The sequence below is a fragment of the Streptomyces chartreusis NRRL 3882 genome (genome assembly GCF_900236475.1).
Classification (GTDB): domain Bacteria; phylum Actinomycetota; class Actinomycetes; order Streptomycetales; family Streptomycetaceae; genus Streptomyces; species Streptomyces chartreusis_D.
The window spans coordinates 1,103,424-1,122,062 of sequence record NZ_LT963352.1; the positions used below are offsets into that span (position 1 = coordinate 1,103,424).

At 73.8% G+C, this 18,639-nt stretch carries 13 protein-coding genes and 1 tRNA gene; 8 read left to right on the forward strand and 6 right to left on the reverse strand.

Annotated features, from left to right (window positions below):
• Nucleotides 1-54 precede the first annotated feature (54 nt).
• From SCNRRL3882_RS04965 to SCNRRL3882_RS04985, 5 genes are all read left to right on the forward strand, one after another.
• A complete protein-coding gene (locus SCNRRL3882_RS04965) occupies nt 55-1,140 on the forward strand; it encodes a M12 family metallopeptidase (RefSeq protein WP_010044848.1) in 1,086 nt (361 codons plus the stop codon).
• A 511-nt stretch (nt 1,141-1,651) separates the two neighbouring features.
• Nucleotides 1,652-2,905 (forward strand): cation:proton antiporter, encoded by a 1,254-nt coding sequence (locus SCNRRL3882_RS04970; RefSeq protein ID WP_010044846.1) that lies wholly within the window; start codon nt 1,652-1,654, stop codon nt 2,903-2,905.
• Between the two features lie 56 nt (nt 2,906-2,961).
• Nucleotides 2,962-3,837 carry a hypothetical protein gene (locus SCNRRL3882_RS04975; protein ID WP_158688449.1) on the forward strand — a complete coding sequence of 292 codons (876 nt, stop codon included), beginning with the start codon at nt 2,962-2,964 and terminating at the stop codon, nt 3,835-3,837.
• Nucleotides 3,834-4,931: an ATP-binding protein gene (locus tag SCNRRL3882_RS04980; RefSeq protein ID WP_010044839.1), complete on the forward strand. Its 1,098-nt coding sequence runs from the start codon at nt 3,834-3,836 to the stop codon at nt 4,929-4,931. Before SCNRRL3882_RS04975 ends, SCNRRL3882_RS04980 begins: the two co-directional genes overlap by 4 nt.
• A 53-nt stretch (nt 4,932-4,984) precedes the next feature.
• Nucleotides 4,985-7,255, forward strand: a complete 2,271-nt coding sequence (locus SCNRRL3882_RS04985; RefSeq protein WP_010044837.1) for a hypothetical protein — start codon at nt 4,985-4,987, stop codon at nt 7,253-7,255.
• Here SCNRRL3882_RS04985 and SCNRRL3882_RS04990 read toward each other — a convergent pair.
• The 3 genes from SCNRRL3882_RS04990 to fxsA all read right to left on the reverse strand — a co-directional run bounded on the left by SCNRRL3882_RS04990 (nt 7,233) and on the right by fxsA (nt 12,284).
• The gene (locus SCNRRL3882_RS04990) at nt 7,233-8,228 is read right to left on the reverse strand and encodes a hypothetical protein (protein WP_010044834.1); all 996 of its coding nucleotides are present in this window, start codon (nt 8,226-8,228) and stop codon (nt 7,233-7,235) included. The two genes, SCNRRL3882_RS04985 and SCNRRL3882_RS04990, sit on opposite strands and share 23 nt — an antisense overlap.
• Nucleotides 8,229-8,305: 77 nt before the next feature.
• Nucleotides 8,306-11,965, reverse strand: a complete 3,660-nt coding sequence (gene fxsT, locus SCNRRL3882_RS04995) for an FxSxx-COOH system tetratricopeptide repeat protein (protein WP_010044823.1) — start codon at nt 11,963-11,965, stop codon at nt 8,306-8,308.
• Nucleotides 11,966-12,089: 124 nt separating this feature from the next.
• Nucleotides 12,090-12,284 carry an FxSxx-COOH cyclophane-containing RiPP peptide gene (gene fxsA / locus SCNRRL3882_RS05000; RefSeq protein WP_010044821.1) on the reverse strand — a complete coding sequence of 65 codons (195 nt, stop codon included), beginning with the start codon at nt 12,282-12,284 and terminating at the stop codon, nt 12,090-12,092.
• Between the two features lie 258 nt (nt 12,285-12,542).
• On the opposite strand from fxsA, the gene SCNRRL3882_RS05005 reads away from it, so the two are divergent.
• Nucleotides 12,543-13,775 (forward strand): FxsB family cyclophane-forming radical SAM/SPASM peptide maturase, encoded by a 1,233-nt coding sequence (locus SCNRRL3882_RS05005; RefSeq protein ID WP_010044820.1) that lies wholly within the window; start codon nt 12,543-12,545, stop codon nt 13,773-13,775.
• The gene (locus SCNRRL3882_RS05010) at nt 13,772-15,136 is read left to right on the forward strand and encodes an aKG-HExxH-type peptide beta-hydroxylase (protein WP_010044818.1); all 1,365 of its coding nucleotides are present in this window, start codon (nt 13,772-13,774) and stop codon (nt 15,134-15,136) included. The genes SCNRRL3882_RS05005 and SCNRRL3882_RS05010 overlap by 4 nt, the downstream gene beginning before the upstream one ends.
• Nucleotides 15,137-15,206: 70 nt before the next feature.
• Here SCNRRL3882_RS05010 and SCNRRL3882_RS05015 read toward each other — a convergent pair.
• Together SCNRRL3882_RS05015 and SCNRRL3882_RS05020 are read right to left on the reverse strand one after the other, a co-directional pair.
• Nucleotides 15,207-15,280: transfer RNA gene (locus tag SCNRRL3882_RS05015), tRNA-Pro, on the reverse strand.
• 406 nt (nt 15,281-15,686) lie between these two features.
• On the reverse strand, nt 15,687-16,685 hold the full coding sequence (locus SCNRRL3882_RS05020) for a LacI family DNA-binding transcriptional regulator (RefSeq protein ID WP_010044815.1): 999 nt from the start codon (nt 16,683-16,685) through the stop codon (nt 15,687-15,689).
• Between the two features lie 111 nt (nt 16,686-16,796).
• Here SCNRRL3882_RS05020 and SCNRRL3882_RS05025 point away from each other — a divergent pair, with 111 nt between their 5' ends.
• Nucleotides 16,797-17,960 (forward strand): Gfo/Idh/MocA family protein, encoded by a 1,164-nt coding sequence (locus SCNRRL3882_RS05025; RefSeq protein ID WP_010044813.1) that lies wholly within the window; start codon nt 16,797-16,799, stop codon nt 17,958-17,960.
• Nucleotides 17,961-17,997: 37 nt separating this feature from the next.
• Here the strand turns inward: SCNRRL3882_RS05025 and SCNRRL3882_RS05030 are convergent, their stop codons facing one another.
• On the reverse strand, nt 17,998-18,609 hold the full coding sequence (locus tag SCNRRL3882_RS05030; protein ID WP_010044812.1) for a TMEM175 family protein: 612 nt from the start codon (nt 18,607-18,609) through the stop codon (nt 17,998-18,000).
• Between the last annotated feature and the right edge of the window lie 30 nt (nt 18,610-18,639).

An 18,639-nucleotide genomic window follows, 5' to 3' on the forward strand; every position in this document is an offset into this window, starting at 1 on the left:
TTGAGTAGCCCCCGACTCAGGCGCCCGGGACCGGCCGCGGGGCAGGCTGTGGCCATGACCGCACGCTACTGCTCGCTGGCACAGGCGCCGGCGCCCGCCTTCGCACCGGGGCTGGCGGCCGAGCGGCTGAGCGCGCTCGCGAGCGGGCGGCGGATGTGGGTCAACGGCACGGTTCTGCACTACTGCTTCTTCGACCGTGACACCGACGCGTCCGTCATCCCCGTGCCGGGGAGGGGGATGACGCGACGGGTGCCGTGGGCCGGTGCCGAGGAGCAGCGGGACGTGGTGCGCGAGTGCTTCACGCAGTGGCAGGACCTCGGCATCGGGATCGCCTTCGCCGAGGTCGACGACCGCTCGGAGGCAGAACTGCGCATCGGGTTCCAGCTCGGCGCCGGCTCCTGGTCGGCGGTGGGCCGGGACGCGCTGCAGGCCGGCCGGCACGAGCGCACCATGAACTTCGGCTGGGACCTGACCGCGCCCGGGGAGCGCGGGACGGCCCTGCACGAGATCGGGCACGCGCTCGGCATGCTGCACGAGCACCAGAGCCCGTTCGCCGGCATCCACTGGGACGACGAGGCCGTGTACGCCGAACTGGCGGGCCCGCCCAACCACTGGAGCCGGGAGCGGACGCACTACAACATCCTGCGCAAGCTCGACCCGGACGAGGTCAACGGCTCCGTCTGGGACCCGCAGTCGATCATGGAGTATCCGTTCTCGTCGGGGCTGGTCCTGGAGCCGGAGCAGTACCGCGCGGGTCTGAACCCGCCCGGCACCCTGTCCGCCGCCGACAAGGAGTTCGTGCTCCGCTGGTATCCGCCGGCGGATCGGCCGGGTCCGTCCGCGCTGGTGCCGTTCCGCTCGGCACCGCTCGGTCTCGGGCCCGGCGAGCAGGCCGACTTCGTCGTCGACCCGCCGGAGACCCGCACGTACACCCTGGGCACCTTCGGCGACAGCGACACCGTCGTCGTGGTCTTCGAGGAGCGGGACGGGGAACCCCGCTACCTCGCCGGGCAGGACGACGGGGGAACTCCGCACAACGCCACGATCAGCGCCCGGCTCGTCAAGGGCCGCCGTTATTTCGTCCGCGTACGCCTGTACTCCGCCTGGGGTTCCGGCGAGACGGCGGTGATGTGCTGGTGACGGCACTGACCCGCGCGGACACCTGAGCCACAGTCCGGCGCCGGGGGAGCGGTCGAGGACGTCGCCTCATCGGGGGGTGGGTGACGTCCTCGACCACGCCATGTGCCGTCGGCCATGGCGCGCGTGCGTCCGATGACGCATGCGGGTCGAACTGCCGTGTGCGGCCCGCCCGCGCGTGCGCCGCCATCCACTCGTTCACGCCGAAGTCCGGCCGGGGCGGGGGGCGCACGGCCGACGGACGGAACGGCGTCGAGAGCCCGCCCAGGGCGGCGGGGCGGACACGGGGCGCACCGGCCGCGCTGCCGTGGTTCCGCCCCAGGGGTGAAGAGCGTTCAACGGCAGCCGTCGCCGGGCATCGTGCAAGGGAACGGCTGGCAATGGCGTTACGCCGTCCGGATGATGACGCCTACGCTTGATTGCTCTCGCGGTTGCACGTCCGTACCAGAAAGCGCACGAGGTGCCGGCGGCCCGACTACGCTCGCGGCGTAACACCGGGGGATGGGGGGAGCCAGTGGAGACGTCCCGACGCAACCGTGCCCGGCGGCCGAGACTGCCGGAGGCGGTTCCGGCCGTCCTGCTCGGCGCGCTCGGCGCTCTGGTCCTCGGGACGGTGATCGGCCTGGTGACGGATCCGTCGCGCATGGTCGGCACCACCGGCTACGTCTTCGCCACCGGACTGCTGCTCGCCGTGGGCCTGTACGGCAGCACGTTCGGCATCGACCTCGCCGACCTGCGCCGTGATCTGCGCGGTGTGGTGGCGGCCGTGACCCTGGGGGTGGTCCTCAAGGCGGGCATCATCTCGGGTGTCATGGTCCTGGCCTTCGACCGCCCGGAGTACCTGGTGCTCGGCATCGTCGTCGCGCAGATCGACCCGCTGTCGGTGGCCGCGCTCAGCAGGGACGGGCACATGTCGCAGCGCGCCCGGTCCCTGCTCACCGCTTGGGCGTCGTTCGACGATCCGATGACGGTCCTGCTGACGCTGTACGTCGCCGGATACGCCTACACGGCCGCCGGGCACGCGGGCACGCCCTCGGTGGTGGGCGGCGGCACCCTCGGCTACGCCCTCGGACTGGCGCTCAACGCGCTGCTGCTGGCCGGTGCCCTGCTGTTGTGGTGGGCGGGCGGCAGGCTGTGGCCCGCCCGGCGGGAGCTCGACGCCGGCGGGGCCCGGCGGCCGGCGACGCCGCTCGCCGCACTGCTGGTCGTGGTCATGCTCGTGCTCGCCGCCGCGAACATGCTGATGCTCGCCGTGGCCGTCGCCGGGCTGTTCCTGCGTACGAAGGTGTTCACCCGGCCGCTCGCGCGGGCGGTCTCCAGTGCCTTCCTGCTCGCCACCGCCCTGCTGGGGCTGTTCGTCGCCCAGGGAGTGTCGCCGGCCCCGGGGGTGCTGCTCGGTGCCACGGCGTTCGTCGCGCAGGCGGTGGTGGCCGTGCTGCTGATGCCCCTCTTCGTCCGCGGTCTGTCGGGAAGGGACCGGTTCCTGCTGGGGATCGGCCAGCAGAACGGCCTCACGGCCGTGCTGCTCGCCCTCACCCTCGAACGCGACTTCCCGAAGACGGTCGGCATCGTCGCCCCGGCCGTGGTGACGGTCAACCTGCTGCACTACGGGGCACAGATCGGGTTCGGCTGCTGGTCGCGCCACAGGTCCCGGAGGAACCGGCAACCCGGGGGCGTGCTGGAGCGTCTCCCCGGACGTCCGGCGGGCGAGGGCGACGGGCCGCCGGCACCTCCGGCCACGGCCGACGGACTGCGGTCCTCCGCGTAACCGGATGGTGTGCGGCGGCCGGACGCGGCCGCGGCCAGGGGGCACGGGGAGGCCGGATGGGCGAACGGAGAGGGAGCGGAGGCGGGCGGCGTGCTGTGCTCGGCGTCCCGGCCCTCGCCCTGCTGCTGCTTCCCGTCACCGCCGGGCCGGCCGTCGCGGACACCGGCAGGAGCGATGTCCGGCTGGTGTACTGCCTGGCCGGCGAGCACCGGGGCGAGCTCAGGGACGCGGCGCTGCGGATCGGTGTGGTGCGGCGGCCCCCGGGGACCGGCGGCGGTGTCGAGGCCGTCGAGGTTCCCGGGCGGAAGGGCGGCGTGCTGTCGCTGGACGAGTGGGCCGAGCGGCACCGGGGCGACTTCGAGCGGGTCTGCGACGCGCTGCTGGCCGCCGCGGGCGATCCGCCGGGGGCGTCGGCGGACCAGGGCGGCTCAGGTCAGAGCGGCTTCCTCGACGGGGCGTACCTGCTCGTGGCGGGAGCCGCGCTCACCCTCGTCGGGCAGATGACGGAACGGATCTCGGCGGAGCGGCGCACGCGCAGCCGGCAACTGGCGGCGGCGGTGCGGGAATTCCGGAGGATCGCATGGCTGTATCTCGCGGCGTACGAGCAGGATCCCGATGCGGACCACGCCGAGGCGCTCCGGGCCAGGGAGGCGCTCTCCGGCCTGCTGGCCCTGGTGCCCGGCCCGGCTCCGCGCAGCGAAGCGGCCCGCCGGCTGGCCGACCGTCTGCCTCTGGCGGAGGCACTGCCGGGCAGCCGGGACGGGCGACTCCTGGGACCGCACGAGAGAAAGAGCGAGGCGAGTGCCGTGCGCACCACCTTGGACCGGCAGACACGGGACGTGGGGGAACTGCTGCGCCCCGCGCCCCTGTGGTGGCTGCGGAGGATACGCGGCAACGGCCGTCCCACAAGCCCCGGAGGACACCACGGATGACCAGCTCCGACTGGGCGAACCCCTACGGAGTGCGCAAACCGTACGGATCGAACGGCATGAACCACGGTCACGGCGGTGAGGACGGCGCGAACGGTGCCGCCGTGCTGAGCGCCGACCATCCCCTGGTGCCGTGGAAGGAGCCGGACCACGTGCACCAGTGGGTGGACGTGGACCACTCCCGGGAGGCACTGGACCGCTTCGGCAGGAGCTGGCCCGAGCTCGGTGAACTCCTCGACTCGAACGTGGGGTACGGCCGTGTCGTGATCGTCAGCGGCCCGCCGGGCATGGGCAAGACGACACTCATCCACCGGTGCCTCTACGAGGTGAAGCAGCGTGTCGCGGCGGCCGGGGCCGCGGTGGGGAACCCGCTCCCCGTGTTCGTGCCGACGGCGGGGCTGGAGAACGACGGCCGCCGGATCAGTGTCGACCCGGACGGCGAGTCGTTCGCGCCGACCCGGCTGATCAACGCCCGCATACGCCGCGAAGTCGCGAAGAGGCTCCGGCTCCACGACTTCCCCGAGTCCCGCGTCAAGGCGATCATCGACGAAGAGGACCCGTACCTGGCCTACGGCGAGATGAGCGATCTGCTGGTCCAGCGCAACGCGCTGCTCTTCGCCGTGATCCCGCACATACGGTGGAACGACGCACACCTCAGGGCGGCGTTTCTGCGCACCTGTCTGAGCCATGCGCACCCGAGGATCGTACTGTTCGTCGAAGTGAGCCAGGGCGCGGCGGAGACGGCGAAGGAAGTGGCCGCCGGGCTCAGCGGATCGACGGCGGTCACCCATCTCGCGCTGGGCGAGCTGAACTGCGAGGACATCTGGCGGTTCAGCCGCAGCGCCCGGCCGGGCCACGGCGCACCGCACGTCCTGGTCGAGCCGGACAGGAGCTCTCTGATGGCAGCGCACCGCGAATGGAACCCCCGCGACGTCCGCGAACTGCGGAAGGTCTTCCACTCGGCGGCGGACGCGCTCCGCAGCGCCCCGTACCCCTGGCCGATCGACGCCGACGCGCTCAGACCCCACTGGGAGCCGCGGCGGACGGGCCGCGACGCCCTGCTCCGTGCTCCGATCCGGCCCCGCCCCGGCGGCTGACGCCCGCCACGCCACCCCGACCGCGCCTGACAGGACCCGCAAGGAGTGCCATCGTGGCCGCAAGCAGCGCAGACACCTGGTACAGCAACCCTTTCCCCCTGGTGCCGGTCGTGCGGCTCGGCCCCTCGGCCGATCTCGGTGACGCCCCGGTCGAGGCCGCGGACTCGGGCAACGCCCACGTCCCCACCCGGATCCTGGACGAACTCCAGGACCTGGTGCGCGACTACCTCCGGGACCGGCCCCGGGGCGGCCGGCGCGGCCGGGCCATCGCCGTGGTGGGCGAGTTCGGTCTCGGCAAGAGCCACGCGGCACGGGAGGTGTGCAACGGGCTGGCCCGTCCGGACGGCCCGGCCATGTGGATCGTGGACGAACCGGCGCAGGACTTCGGCCGTATGTACCGCGACCGGCTGCGCGGTCCCGCGGACACCCCGGAGGGCCGCGCCGCGTTCGAGGAACTCGTCCGGGACTACTACGCCTATGTGACGGCGGTCCGGGTCGGCGAGCAGAGCTCCGGACCGCGGCCCGGCCGGGCGGACGACGTCCCGCTCGACGACATCGCCCTCGACGACATCGCCACCGGGCTGCGTGACCGCGTGCTCGACCCGGACAAGGTCGTCTCGGCCCTGCGCTACGACCCCGAGGTGCTGCACGCCGATCTGCGGGTCACGCTCGGCGAGGTGACGGAGCACCGGAGGTTCGCCACCGCGCTCGCCCTGCTCCAGGACCCGCGGTTCACCTCGATGGTGTGGGCGTGGCTGACCGGGGACGAGCCCGCCCAGCAGCTGAAGGAACGCGGCATCAAGGACGCCGTCACGGGCATCGATCCGGTCTTCGACGCGCTGGCCGTCCAGGGCTTCCTGCACGGCAGGGTCGGCAAACCGTACGTCCTGCTGATCGACTCGCTGGAGAAGGTGCTGGACTGGCCTGAGGAGTCCCGGCGTACGTTCGTCGACGCCTTCGAGCGCCTGGTCAACGTCTATGTGAGCCGGGGCGGTCTGCTGGTGTTCTGCACCTCGCCGCGCGGGCTCAACGCGTTCCGCCCGAGCCTGCACGAGCGTGTGGTGCAGCTGTGGCCGACCCGCTTCACCGCGGAGCTCACCGCCGAACTCGTCGCCGAGTACGTCGGTTCGGGGGCTCGTCCCGTCTCCGCCCAGGGCACGGACGCGATCGAGCGGTGGCCCGCGCCGTTCGGCGCCGAGTCGGTGGCGATCCTTCAGGAACTCACCGGCGGAGTGCCCCGAGAGATCCTCAAGACCTGCCACCACGCCTGGCAGTTGAGCGAGGACCGCGGCGGCGCGGTCCGGGAGGTGACCGCCGCGACCGTGCTGAGGGCCGTACGCGGGCTGCACGACAACGTGTCCGAGGACCAGGTGCTCTCCACGATCCACGACGCGCTGGCCCTCGGGCAGTGGCGCATCGCGTCGCGCGACCCCGTGCCGACGCGGGCGTCGTCCGACGACGGGTCGCTGGTGGTGGCGTACTGGCTGGAGCCCGTCCCGAACGCCTACATCGCGATCGTGGTCACCGGTTCGGTGCTCGTCGCGGACGACCAGGAACGCATCACGGCGCGCGTGCGGGCGCTGCGCAGCGCGCTGCATCCGGCCCAGGCCGAGGTGCTGCTCGTGGTCAACGGCCATGTGTCGCGGACCATGCGGGACCGGCTGGCGCGCTCGCTCGGCTCGCAGCCCCTGCTGTACCGTCCGGGCGACTTCCCGAGGGCCGTGAACGAGGCCCTGGACCGGTTGCGGGCCCGTCTCACGGAGCTGCGCCAGGAGGCCGATCTCGCGGATCTGACCAGTGAGTTGCGCGGTGCGCTCGGGGAGCACAGCGCCCAACTGGGCCAGCTGCGCCAGACGGTGAGCGATCTGGCCCGACGCGATCTGGTCGCGGTTGCGCCCGGTCCGGCGCGTTCGGCGCTGCCGGAGCCCGTCGAGGGGCGGTTCGAGGAGGTGTTCGCGCTGCTCGACGCGGCCGTGGAGCGGCTGGCCGGCCGCCCGGCCGAGGCGGGCGAGGCACCGCCGCCGCGGCCGGGGCGGGCCGATCTGACGGCGCTGGGGTGCGCCACCCTGGTCCGGCAGCTGACGGAGCGGTTCCGTACGGGCGCGGACGCCTGGTTCCGCTCGGCCGCGCCCGGCGCGCCGACCGAGGAGCAGTGGGCACGGCTGCGCCGGGTCTGCCGGGAGTACGAGACGGCGGTGGAGGTGCTGCCCGTCCAGTCCCTCGGCAGCCCCGGTCCGGCGCACCGGCCCACGGCGGCGCGCGCCGTGGAGGCGCTCGCCGACGAGGTGTGGGGCGCGCTGGTCAGTTCCCTTCGGTCGTCGTGAGCTCGCGCAGGGCGTCCGCCAGCTCGTGCAGGCGGCTCTCCGCGTGGCCGACCTGCCGCTGGTCCAGCGTCACCCCGAGGACGTAGTCCCGCGGCGACAGCCAGGTCACGAACACGGCGCCCTCCTGGACGTCCAGGACCAGGCGATCGGCGGGCGGCTGCACGACCAGCCGCAGGGCGTCGGTGAGCCGGGCGAGATGGCCGCGCAGGTTCTGGGCGAGGTCGCGGTACCCGGTACGGCGTGAGCGCACGCTGACGTCGAGGAAGCGGGGGCCGAGCTCGGGGTTCTCGAAGACGTCGCCCGCGCAGACGAGTTTCCAGTCCCGGTAGAAGGCGGCGTACTGGAGGTCGAGGCTGTTGACGTGGCCGCCCCACAGGGCCCGCAGCCGCATCTCGGACAGTCCGTCGTGTCCGGCCGTCGCCGTCCCGAAGTCGATGCGCAGCCGCTCCTTGTGTTCCGGCAGCGGTTCAGGAGGGCCCGCCAGGCCGCCGGGCAGTTCGTCGGGAAGGTGGTGCACCCGGGTGCGAATGGCGGAGACGAGGCCGTTCATGGCCTCGTCCGCGGCGGGCATCCCGCCGGGCGTGTCGGTGAGGGCGGACAGGTACTCCCCCGCCTTGACGCGACCGCCCCACAGGCCGCCGCGCGCGTTGGCGAGCACGACGCGCATCAGCTCACCCGTGCCCAGCGGCCGCATCAGGGCGTTCAGGTCCTGGGTGCACAGCAGGAGCCGACTGCCGGGCAGGGACTCGTTCGCGATGTCCTCGCCGCGCTCGGTGACCAGACTGCTCAGCGGGGGACAGTCGCCCCTGCGGACGACGAAGTCGATGATTCCGTTGCTGTAGTGGGACACCGACCTGAGGGCGGGGACGCCGGCGAAGGCCCCTTGGCACAGCTCGGTTATTCGGCCGTGGGCCTCCGGGGACCAGTGGGACTCGGTGAAGAGCTCGGTCTCCGGGTGCGGGGCTGCTGCCACGTACGCTCACCTTTCCGTCGGGGAACCGTCGTCCGGGCGACGGCGCCGGGCCTGGATCCTTCGCCCGGGTGTCGGGCTCAGATGCCGGGCAGTTCCAGATCGATGTCGAAGTCCCTGGCCGGTGGGGCGGATCCGGTGCTCCGGGAGGTGAGCCAGGTGTGGTGCGCACCCACCCGCCGCCCGTCGGGCCGATGCCCCATGTCCAGGTCCCGCAAACGGCGCAGGGCGCGCTCGGCGAGTACGACCGCCTCCTCGGTCCGCCCGGCCGCCGCGAGGGTCGCAGCGAGGGAGTTCTCCGCGGCGGACACCCAGGCATGACTGTCGCCGAGCCGGTCCTCCAGGAGATTGAGCGCGGCCCTGCCGGTGGCCTCGGCCTCCTCGACGGCGCCCGTGGCCCGCAGGTACACCCCGTGCCGGACCCCGGCCAGTCCGGCGTAGGGGTGCCAGCCGCCGAGTGTGTTTTCCAGCGCGCGGCTGCACTGGCGGGCCTCGTGTTCGGCCTCGTCGTGCTTGCCCAGCGCGTGCAGGTCGGCCGCCAGGCTGAAGCGGCAGCGCACGGTCTCGAGCTGGTCGGCGCCGAACCGGCTGGTGGACTCGGCGAGCAGCCGCCGGTCGCGCTCCAGGGCCTTCTCGTAGCCGTAGACGGTCTCGTGCGAGCGTGCGGAGTTGTAGGTGATGCGTCGTTCGCTGACGGCCAGGCCGCGTTCGATGCTCAGCCGGGTGCCCGTCGCGACGCCGCCGTGCCGGTGCAGCCACTGCCGCAGCAGGTCCTGGGACTCCGCGTCGCGGCCCAGCGTCCGGTAGACCCAGGCGAGCAGGTCGGCGGACCGCCAGACGGCCGGGTCGTCCTCGCCGCCGACGGCCTGGCGGTAGCGGAACCGGGCGAGGAGCCGGGCCAGCGCGTCGGGGGCCCGGCCGCTCAGTGCCTCCGTGAACGCGAGGTTGTGCTCGGCCTGCACGGTCGCGCTGTGCTGCGGGCCGAGCAGCAGCGTCAGGCCCTCCAGCACGGGGCGGGCCTGGAACAGCGCGTCGGAGAACCTGCCGAGGGAGCGCAGGACGGCGCCGTAGGAGTCGGCGGACAGCAGCGTTCTCGGGTGCAGCGGGCCCAGCAGTCTGCGGTGGCCGCGCAGGGCCTGTTCGGCCAGCTGGCGGGCCTGTTCGTAGGCGCCGTCGAGGCGGTGGGCCCGGGCGGTGAGGTTGAGCAGGCGCAGGTACTCCGGTGACGGGTCGTCGCCCTCCGGGCACCAGGCCGCCCGGGCTCGGTCGGAGATGTCGAGCAGTCGGGCCAGGTCGGCGGTCTCGCCGCGCTGGCTCAGGGCGTTGAGGTGGCGCAGCAGCGAGCGCCGGACCCGGGGCCGGTGGTCCTCCCACAGCCGCAGCGAGTACACCTCGCGCGCCCAGTCGGCGGACAGGCCGCGGTCCTCGTCCGGGGTGAACTCGGCGAGGGTGCCGCGCAGCACCTGCTCGATGTGGGCGCGCTCGGCCGGTTCCATGCCGGCGCGGACGGCGTCCCGTACGGCGTGGTGCTGTCCGAGGGGCTGGTCGGGCCGGTCGAAGTCGACGTCCAGCAGCCCGACCCGGGACAGGGCCCACAGGGCGACGCTCACCATGTGCTCGTCGGGCAGCCGCGGGTCGGCCGGGGGCCGGGCCGCGCCGGGGTTCCGGGCCGTCGTACCGTCGCCGGCCAGCTCGGCGAGGATGCGTCTCGAACGCAGCAGTTCCAGCCCCATGCCGCGCCCGGTGAGCAGGGACGCCGCGTTCAGCAGCCAGCCGAGGGCGTCGCTGGTGCGGCTCTCGGCACGCCAGGCGGCGGCGCCCGGCGTGTGCAGCACCGTCTGCCGGGCCACCCGCACCATGACCGCGACGGGCGGGGCGGTGCCCTCGCGTTCGAGCAGGGCCTGCTGGGCGGTGCGGTACTCGGCGAGGAGATAGCCGACGGCCGCCCGGGCGGCGGCCCGGTCGCCCATGCTGTCGTCGCGCCGGTGCGCCGCGGCGCGCTCGGCGAGACAGAGGGCGGCGATGCGCACGGCGAGCGGGACGAAGCCCACGACCTGTCCGACGCGCTCGGCCTGGTCCTCGTCGATCTCCGGGAGCTGCTCCCCCAGCACGGCCCGGCATTCGGCGGGCGACATCGGTGGCAGGGCGAACGCCGCCATGCCGGCCGTGGCCGGGGCGGTGCGACTGGTGATCAGGACGTGCCCGCGGGCGTGCGGGGTGGGCAGCAACTCCCGCAGGCCGTCCGGGCTTTCGGCGCCGTCGTAGACGAGCAGCCAGCTCCGGGTGTCGGTGCGGGAGAGGTGGTCGAACAGTTCCGGGGAGGCGCCGTCGCCCGTCGTGACCAGGTCCAGCCGGCCGGCGAGCCGCTTCAGGCCGCGGCGGGCGCGCGGGATCTCCCAGGAGCGCACCCACCAGACCACGTCGTAGGCGGAGCCGAATCGGTGGCACAGCTCCCGCACGGTCTCGCTCTTGCCCCAGCCGCTCGCGGCGTGCACGACCAGCGGGGTGCGGTCCCGGCCGGCCGCGTGCAGTTCCTCCAGGAGAGCGCCGAGGACGTCGTCCCTGCCGACGAACCCGCTGTAGCGGGGGGCCACGTTGGTCACGGCGGGCAGCCGCGGGAACCGGGGGCCGGGCGTGCCGTCCGCCGGGGGCGGGGTGCCGAGGCCGAGTCCGGACCACAGCCGCCGCACGGCCTCGTCCTCGTCGGTCCCGCGCAGGTCGATGCGCTCGTGGTGTGCGGCCCCCGGGTCCGGGAAGGGCTCGTCGGCCAGCACGATCCGGACGTCGGGGTGGGACAGCGCGGCGAGCTGGGCCAGCGCGGTGTGGTCCATGTCCGCCGGGGAGAGGAACAGCAGGGCCGTGCCGGGAGCGGGCCGGTCGCCGGAGTAGGCGTCCTGGGCGCGCAGTTCGGTGCGGATGCCGCCGCGCCGGAACTGGTCCTCCAGCCAGGCGGCCCAGGGGGCGTGGCGCTGGGAGTGGACGATGGTGACCCGGCTGAGCGGCACCGGCCGCCGGTTGCGCAGCCAGTCGGCGAGCCGCTCGTAGTAGGGGCGCAGGCCGGTCACGGAGCCTTCCGGCTCGCTCTCCACGGCGAGCTGCCGGGTGTCCAGGTAGAGCGGGTGGTACGGGATCTCCAGGAAGGCGAGCTCTGACGTGTGGGAGGTCCGGGTGAGGGGGCCGAACTTGCGGCGCACCCGTTCGCGGGCGCCGCGCAGCCGGTCGTGCGACTCGACGTTGCTCTTCAGGCCGAGGGCCATGAGGCGCACGGGCCGGCCGGAGCGGGCGCCGCTCATCTGCTCGGCCAGGGCGGCGGCGCCGTCGATGGACCAGGCCGTCATCGCGAAGCAGAGCACCAGCGAGTCGGCCGACGAGCCGAGCCTGCCCTCCGGCGGCGCGCCGGGCGCGTCGGGCAGCGGCGCCTCGACGAGCACATGGTCGTAGCGCAGCGCGGCGGTGTCTGAGGCGAGGGCGAGGAGGGAGGCCGCGTCCGGTCGTGCCACGAGGGCGATCCGCCCGGGCTCGGGCTCCGGCACGGGCGTCGGGGTTCCCGCCGGCACACCCCCGGCGGCATCGGGCGCCGGTGTGCCCGGGGCGCGGCCGTCCACGATCAGGACGCTGCGGTTGCCCGCGGCCAGCAGGTCAGCGACGTTGCGCACGGTCGTGCTGACGCCGAGGTTCTCCGCGGTGGAGCAGAAGAGGGCGAACCGTCCCGGGCGGTCGGCTGCGTGGGTGTCGGGCATGGCCACTCCGCTTCGACGGCAGGTGCTGGACGGTGGGGCACGACAGTCAGGGACGGTCAGTATAGGGCGGGTTGCCCCTGATCAGGCGGTTTCGCGCGAGGGTGGCGTCGGTGCCCGGAGCCGGTCACTGGCTCTCGCTGAACCCGGTGACGAAGGGGTCGCCCGGTGTGCGCCCCGTCCGCAGCCGGCGCAGGGTCTCCCCGAGCACCGAGGACGGCAGTGCGGCGACGTCGTCCAGCGGCACGTCGGTGAGGTCCAGCACGACGGACTCCAGGGTCGCCTCGCCCTGCTCGGCACCCGCTTCCTCGAGCTCTGCCATGGCCCATCCTCCGCGGTGCCCGACGGACCGCCGTTCGCGGCGGCCCCGCACGCCTGCGCGTCCGTGTCCGGGGACGTGGTGTCCAGTGTTGACGTCCCCACGGGGCGGCCCGGGAAAACGGCTACTTTCGGGCGGTGGCGGCCCGGACGACGGAATCTCGATGTTGACGGTCTGTCACCGGCGCCGAATACTGGGCCAAATGGCGTGGGCCGGCCGGGCGGGCACCGGGCCGGTCGGCATGCGAACCGGGGGGTACGTATGAATCGACTGCGCCATGCGGAGCCACCGTGGCCGGTCGCGGCCGACGTCGCGGCGCGGGAAGCGGCCGGATGGACGCCCGTTCCGTTCCACTCCTTCGTGCTGAAGGTGCACAGCCGCTGCGACCTCGCCTGCCAGTACTGCTACATGTACCGCTCGCACGACAGCAGTTGGCGCGAACAGCCGCGCACCATGGCCCCGGAGACGCTCGACCGCACGGCCGAGCGCATCGCCGAACACCTGGCGGCGCACGGGGTGCGCGAGGCCGGGGTGGTGCTGCACGGGGGCGAGCCGCTGCTCGCCGGGGAGGCCGCCGTCGGCCGGGCCGCCTCGGTACTGCGCGCCGCGGCCGGTCCGGGCGTACGACTGCACCTCACGCTCCAGACCAACGGCGTACGGCTGACCGAACGCTGGCTCGACCTGTGTGCCGCGCACGGCATCCGGGTCTCGGTCAGCCTGGACGGCGACCGCGCCGCACACGACCGGCACCGCCGTGGTGCCGACGGACGCGGCAGCCACGCCCGGGTCGCCGCCGCCCTGCACCGGCTGGCCGACGGGCCCCATCGCGAGCTGTTCGCGGGCCTGTTGTGCACCATCGACCTCCGCAACGATCCGGTGCGCTGCTACGAGCACCTGCTGACGTACCGTCCGCCCGCGGTGGACTTCCTGCTGCCGCAGGGCAACTGGCACACTCCCCCGCCCGGACTGCGGCCCGGACTGCCCGGCACGCCGTACGCGGACTGGCTGTGGCGGGTGTTCGAGCGGTGGTACGGGGCCCCACGGCGTCTCACGCGGGTGCGGCTGCTCGAGGACATGATGACGCTGCTGCTCGGCGGCACCCCGGAGACGGAGGCGCTGGGCCTGGCGCCCGTGCGGTACGCCGTGGTGGAGACGGACGGCGCTCTCGCCCAGGACGACACGCTGCGCACGGCCTATCCCGGCGCCGCGCGGACCGGCCTGCATGCCGAGCGTGACTCCTTCGACGCGCTGCTGCGCCATCCGGGCGTCGCGGCCCGCCAGTGGGGCGCCGACGGTCTGTCCGCGCAGTGCCGCGACTGCCGGCTGCGGCGGGTGTGCGGAGGCGGCCACTACGCCAACCGCTACCGCCCTGCCACCGGTTTCGCCAACCCCAGTGTCTACTGTGCCGACCTGGCCGCGCTGATCGTGCGGGTCAGGGAGCGGCTCGCCGGGGACCTGGACCGGCTGCGCGGTGCCCCGGCGGAAGCGGCATGAGGCCCGGGCCGATCCGGGTGCCCGGCAGGGTCTTCACCGCGCTCGCCACGGGCGGCGGCGGGGCCGAGGCCCTGGGCCTGCTCGGCCGCGCCGAGTACAGCCGCCGCCTGGCCTGCGCGCACGCGGTCACGGAGGCCGCCCGTGAGATCGGCGGCGGCGTGGCCGAGGCGGCCGGGCAGGCCTGGGAGCTCCTCGCGGCCGCCCATCGGGCCGATCCCCGGGCGGTGTCGGCGGTCCTCGCGCAACCGTCGGCGGGGACAGCGCTGGTCGGCCTGCTGGCCCGGCTGGACCGCGTCGTCGAGGGTGAGGCCGGGGCGGTGGGTGAGCCGCCGGTCCACTCGTTCAGCTCCCTCGCCGCGGCGGCCGCGGTCCGCGCGGGCGTACCCGCACGGGTGCGGTGGCCCCTGACGTCGGACCAGGTCTTCCTGCCCTCGCTCGGCGGCGCCCGCTTCCGCGGTGCCGGGCCCGGCGACCTGGCGGAGGTGGAGATCGATGCCGCCGGTGAGGCCAGGGTCCGAGTCGCAGGGCGGGGCTCCGTTCCAGGCCCGGTGGCCGTGCCGAAGGCGCCGTACGAGTCATCGGGACGGTGGCGGGCGGCGCACCGGCTCGTCGTGCTGGACACCGGCGCGCCCCTGCTCCTGGACGACGTGGACCCGCTGCGCTTCCCCGGCGTGCCCGAGCGGCCGCTGGGTCTGACGGCGGACGATCTGCACTGGTGGGAGGTGACGGCCCGGGAGGCCTGCCGGCTGCTGCTGGCTCACCATCCGGAGACCTGCGCCGAACTCGCCGCCGGTCCACGCACCTTGGTGCCCCTCGGCCGCACGGGCAGCTTCAGCGGCAGCAGCGCGGAGGCGTTCGGCTCCATGGCACTGTCCCGGCCGCGCACCGGTCGGGCTCTCGCCCTGTCCCTCGCCCATGAGTTGCAGCACAGCAAGTTCGCCGCCGTCCTGCACCTCTTCGACCTGTTCGAGCCCGGCGGCGAGGAGCGGTACTACGCGCCCTGGCGCCCGGACCCCCGGCCCCTGCTCGGCCTGTTCCACGGGGCGTACGCGCACCTCGGGGTGGCGCAGTTCTGGAACCGGCACCGGGCCGTGGAGCAGGATCCCGAGGAACTCGCCCGGGCGCACGCCCAGTTCGCCCGCTGGCGCGCGGGCGCCCGGGAGGCCACGGAGGTCCTGCTGTCCTCGGGCCGCCTCACGGCACTGGGGCGGCACTTCGCCGAGACGATGCTGCGCACGCTCGACGCCCTGTGCCGGCTCCCGGTGCCCGCCGAGGCCGGCCGCCGGGGCCTGGCCCTGGCCGCCGAGCACCGGGTGGAGTGGGTGCGCAGGAACGGGGTGCCGGAGGCGCTGCTGATCTGACGGACGCGGGAACGACCAAGAGGCCGCACCGGAAAGCTCCGGTACGGCCTCTGATCTGCTGCCTCACACGTCGGGACGACAGGATTTGAACCTGCGACCCCTTGACCCCCAGTCAAGTGCGCTACCAAGCTGCGCCACGTCCCGATGCGGCTCGCGCGGGTGAACCGCGTGATCGCGCAGGTCAACCCTACCGCATCCGCAGGGCGAGCCCTCGTGGACGTCGGGCGGGGTGTGACCGGTGGGGTGCGGCGGGAGGATCGCAGCGAGACCCGCTGTCGACACGGCGACGGCGAGGACGGCCCACCAGGGCAGTTCCGCCTTGGTCGCGTGTGCGGCGCAGGACGCGAGGGCGAGCAGCCCCGTGACGGCACCTCCGGTCGTTTCGGCCAGCCGGACACGCCGGTCCCGCGCCTCATCCACCCGTTGCTCCCCCTTCGTCCTATGATGCCCACAAGCCTCAACTCGTATGCATATGCCGCAAACAATACGCTAAGTCGACGGGTGCACCCGACCAGGGCATAGAGGTCGAGACGGACACCGGGGGTCCGATCTAGGACAGCCGGCCCGTCGTCCCCCGGATCTCCAGCGTCGGCGCCGCCAGATGGATCCGCCCTTCTCCCCCCGGCCGCTCGAAGCGGTCGAGGAGGAAGCGGGCGGCGCGGCGGCCGACCTCGTGACCGGCGTTGTCGACGGTGGTGAGCCACAGGTGGCGCAGCCGGGAGATGCTCGTGTTGTCGTAGCCGACGACGGACACGTCGTGCGGGACGCGCAGGCCCAGTTCCTCCGCCGCCGAGAGGGCGCCGACGCAGGTGATGTCGTTGACGGCGAAGACGGCGGTGGGGCGGTCGGGCCGGCTGAGGAGGCGGACGGTGGCGCGGTAGCCGCCCTCCTCGGTCATGTCGCCGGCTTCGACGACGGCCCGGTCGGCCAGGCCGTGCGCCCGCATCGTCGCCTCGAAGCTGCGGCGGCGCAGTTCGCCGACGGCTCCGTAGCCCGCGAGGTGCGCGATGCGGCGGTGGCCGAGGCCGATGAGGTGCTCGGTGACCAGCCGGGCGCCCTGCTCGTCGTCGCCGGCGACCTGGTCCACCCCGGGTGGCACGGGCTCGCGGGCGCCCGCCAGGACGACCGGCATCCGCTCGGCGACCACGCCGAGGGCCGCCCGATCGGGCAGGGTGCCGACCACGACCAGGCCGTCGACACGGAGGTCCAGGAGCGGGTCGGCCGGGTCCTGGCCGATGCGGCGGTTGAGGCGGGCGTCGGCGAGCAGCATCTGCAGGCCGCCCGCGTGCAGGAGGGAGTTCAGGCCGTCGAGGAGGTCGACGAACCAGGGGTTGCGCAGGTCGTTCAGCAGGACCCCGACCGTTCGGGTGCGCTGCTCACTGAGGCTGCGCGCGGCGGCGTTGGGGCGGTAGCCGAGCTCCTGGGCGGCACGGAGCACGGCCTCCCGCTTCTCGGGGCGTACCTGATCGGAACCGCGCAGCACCAGGGAGACCAGCGACTTGGAGATGCCGGCCCGTTCGGCAACGTCTCGGATCGTCGGCGGTCTCATGACATGGACCGTTCCATGAGGGTCGTCGCCTTGTCAAAGGGTTGACAGCGGCGGGAAACCGCACTCAGGGTGGCCCGGACAGGTTCTGGAACGGTCCAAAGAGGGGCTCTCATGGTGGACACGCTCGGCGTCGCCGTCGTCGGTTTCGGCTGGATGGGACGGGTGCACACCCAGGCGTACGCGCGCGTGCGGCACCACTATCCGCAGCTGCCGCTCGTCCCGGAGCTGGTCACGGTCGCCGAGGAGGTGCCGGGCCGGGCTGAGGAGGCCGCCGCGCAGTTCGGGTTCGCGTCGACCACGCGTGACTGGCGGGAGGTGGTCGCCGACCCCCGGGTGAAGGCGGTCAGCATCACCGCGCCGAACTTCCTCCACCGCGAGATCGGCGTCGCCATGGCCGAGGCGGGCAAGCACATCTGGATCGAGAAGCCGGTGGGCCTGACCGCCGAGGACGCGCGTGCGGTGGCCGAGGCGGTGGCCCAGGCGGGTGTACAGGGCACCGTCGGCTTCAACTACCGCAACGCGCCCGCCGTCGAGGCGGCCCGCGAGCTGATCTCCTCGGGGGAGATCGGCGCGGTCACGCATGTCCGCATCCGGCTGTTCAGCGACTACGCGGCGCATCCCGAGGGCGCGCTGACCTGGCGGTACGAGCGGGAGCGGGGCGGCAGCGGCGTGCTGGGCGACCTCGCCTCGCACGGCGCTGACCTGGCCCGTCACCTGCTGGGCGACATCACGTCCCTGACCGCCGACACGGCGATCTTCCTGCCGGAGCGGGCCCGTCCCACTGGGGCGACGGCGGGCCACAGCCGCGCCTCCGGCGGCGAACTCGGCCCGGTCGAGAACGAGGACTACGTCGGCTGCCTGCTGCGCTTCGCCTCCGGGGCGCGCGGTGTGCTGGAGGCCTGCCGGGTCTCGGTGGGCGAGCAGAACAACTACGGCTTCGAGGTGCACGGCACGAAGGGGGCGGTGTTCTGGGACTTCCGCCGCATGAACGAGCTGGGGATCAGCCGCGGCACGACGTACCAGGACCAGGCGGTGACGACGGTGTACGTCGGCCCGGGCCACGGCGAGTTCGCCGCGTTCCAGCCCGGCGCGGCGAACGCCATGGGGTACGACGACCTGAAGGTCATCGAGGCGTACCGCTTCCTCCGGTCGGTCGCCGAGGGCACTCCGCACGGGGCGACCCTCATGGACGCCGTGCACAGTGCGGCCGCGCTGGACGCGATGGCGCGGTCGGCGCGGAGCGGTACGTGGGCGCCGGTGGACGGTCCGGCGTGACGCGGCGCCCCGGTCCTGCCGGGGCGGGGCGCCGGCCTCAGCCCGGGCCCTGGAGCCGCCGGCCCAGGTAGACCTTCACGGGGACGAGGACGAGCCACAGCCACATGATCCTGGGGCCGGTCGCGAAGACCAGCGGGACGGTGGCGAGGAAGATCACCACCGACGCCGCGCTGTCGACGAGATAGAGCGTGGTCGTCGCCTCGGAGGGCGTGTCGTGCCGCAGCCAGGGCCGCTTGGCCAGGACGGTGGCCACCGCCAGATGGCAGGCGCCGAGCGCGGCGACCGCCCCCGCGTAGACGGCGACCGACACGGACAGGTCGCCGTACTCGGCCAGCAGCCGGGTCGGGAACGGCACGAGGGCGGCGACCCCGAGCCCCGCGACCGAAAGGCTGATCACCTGTCCGTCGATCTCCCGCACGCCCTGGAAGATCCGGCGGTTGTCGCGCCAGAAGCTGCCCAGCACCGCGACGCTCAGCGCGTACGCCCCGAGGTCCGGCAGCAGCTCGCGCAGAGCCCTGCGGTACGCGGCGGGATCGAGGTCCCGCGGCACGGAGAGATCGAGGACGAGCAGGGTGATGGCGATGGCGAACACCCCGTCGACCAGGGTCACCAGCCGCTCGGGTCCGCCGTCCGGGCGCGAGGTCCACATGGGCCTGACGGTAGGCGCCGCGCGAGCTCC

Coding starts and splice junctions, on each gene's coding strand:
- SCNRRL3882_RS04965 (WP_010044848.1), top strand. CDS start 55: ATGACCGCACGCTACTGCTCGCTGGCACAGGCGCCGGCGCCCGCCTTC.
- SCNRRL3882_RS05025 (WP_010044813.1), top strand. CDS start 16,797: ATGGTGGACACGCTCGGCGTCGCCGTCGTCGGTTTCGGCTGGATGGGA.
- SCNRRL3882_RS05005 (WP_010044820.1), top strand. CDS start 12,543: ATGAATCGACTGCGCCATGCGGAGCCACCGTGGCCGGTCGCGGCCGAC.
- fxsT (WP_010044823.1), bottom strand. CDS start 11,965: ATGCCCGACACCCACGCAGCCGACCGCCCGGGACGGTTCGCCCTCTTC.
- SCNRRL3882_RS05020 (WP_010044815.1), bottom strand. CDS start 16,685: ATGAGACCGCCGACGATCCGAGACGTTGCCGAACGGGCCGGCATCTCC.
- SCNRRL3882_RS05010 (WP_010044818.1), top strand. CDS start 13,772: ATGAGGCCCGGGCCGATCCGGGTGCCCGGCAGGGTCTTCACCGCGCTC.
- fxsA (WP_010044821.1), bottom strand. CDS start 12,284: ATGGCAGAGCTCGAGGAAGCGGGTGCCGAGCAGGGCGAGGCGACCCTG.
- SCNRRL3882_RS05030 (WP_010044812.1), bottom strand. CDS start 18,609: ATGTGGACCTCGCGCCCGGACGGCGGACCCGAGCGGCTGGTGACCCTG.
- SCNRRL3882_RS04975 (WP_158688449.1), top strand. CDS start 2,962: ATGGGCGAACGGAGAGGGAGCGGAGGCGGGCGGCGTGCTGTGCTCGGC.
- SCNRRL3882_RS04980 (WP_010044839.1), top strand. CDS start 3,834: ATGACCAGCTCCGACTGGGCGAACCCCTACGGAGTGCGCAAACCGTAC.